Genomic DNA, 621 nt, shown 5'->3' with positions numbered 1-621 from the left:
ACCAGGATCAGGAACCGGCTGGTGCGTTCCACCAGGGTCGCCACCGCCGACGTGCCGCCCTTCCCGATCACCAGATCCCCCTCCCAGTGACCAGGCACAGCACGGCCTTCGACCTCGTCGGGGCGTTCGTCGATGTACTGGGGCTCCCGGATCCGCGGTGCCGGAGCAGGACGCGGACCGGTCCGTTTCGTACGGCCGGTGCGCAACGCGATCAACTCCCGGCGCAGTGTCGCGACGGGTTGGGCGTAGACCCACTGGTAGATCGCCTCGTGACTCACCCGCCCAGGGTCCCCGGCCCGATGTTCCCGTGCCAACCGGCCCGCGATCGAGGCCGGTGACCAGCCCCGACGCAACAACGACCACACCCGCGACCTGGTCCGGGCCGATCGGTCCACCGCCATCACCTTCGGCCGCGACCGGCCCGCCACGGCCGCGTTCTCGGCCGCCACCGCCCGATAGCCGTCCCGGCCACCATGACGGGCCACCTCACGCGACACCACAGAGGCACCCCGACCGATCCGGGCGGCGATGTCCCTGAACTCCAACAACTCCACCAGGCCCCGGGAGATCTCCTCCCGATCAGCCAACGTCAACATCCTGCGCACGACAGGGAATCCTTCC

1 protein-coding gene is annotated in these 621 nt (G+C 69.9%); it reads right to left on the bottom strand.

Features of this window, described 5'->3' with window-relative positions; all coding sequences use genetic code 11:
- On the bottom strand, positions 1–596 hold a 596-nt coding region (locus QSK30_RS36615), incomplete at its 3' end, for an IS30 family transposase (protein ID WP_285510004.1).
- Positions 597–621: the final 25 nt, after the last annotated feature.

Origin of the sequence: Actinokineospora sp. NBRC 105648, from assembly GCF_030269645.1 — a bacterium.
Taxonomy (GTDB): domain Bacteria; phylum Actinomycetota; class Actinomycetes; order Mycobacteriales; family Pseudonocardiaceae; genus Actinokineospora.
The sequence above is the reverse complement of the archived record's forward strand: the minus strand, read 5'-3'. Positions and strand labels throughout refer to the sequence as shown.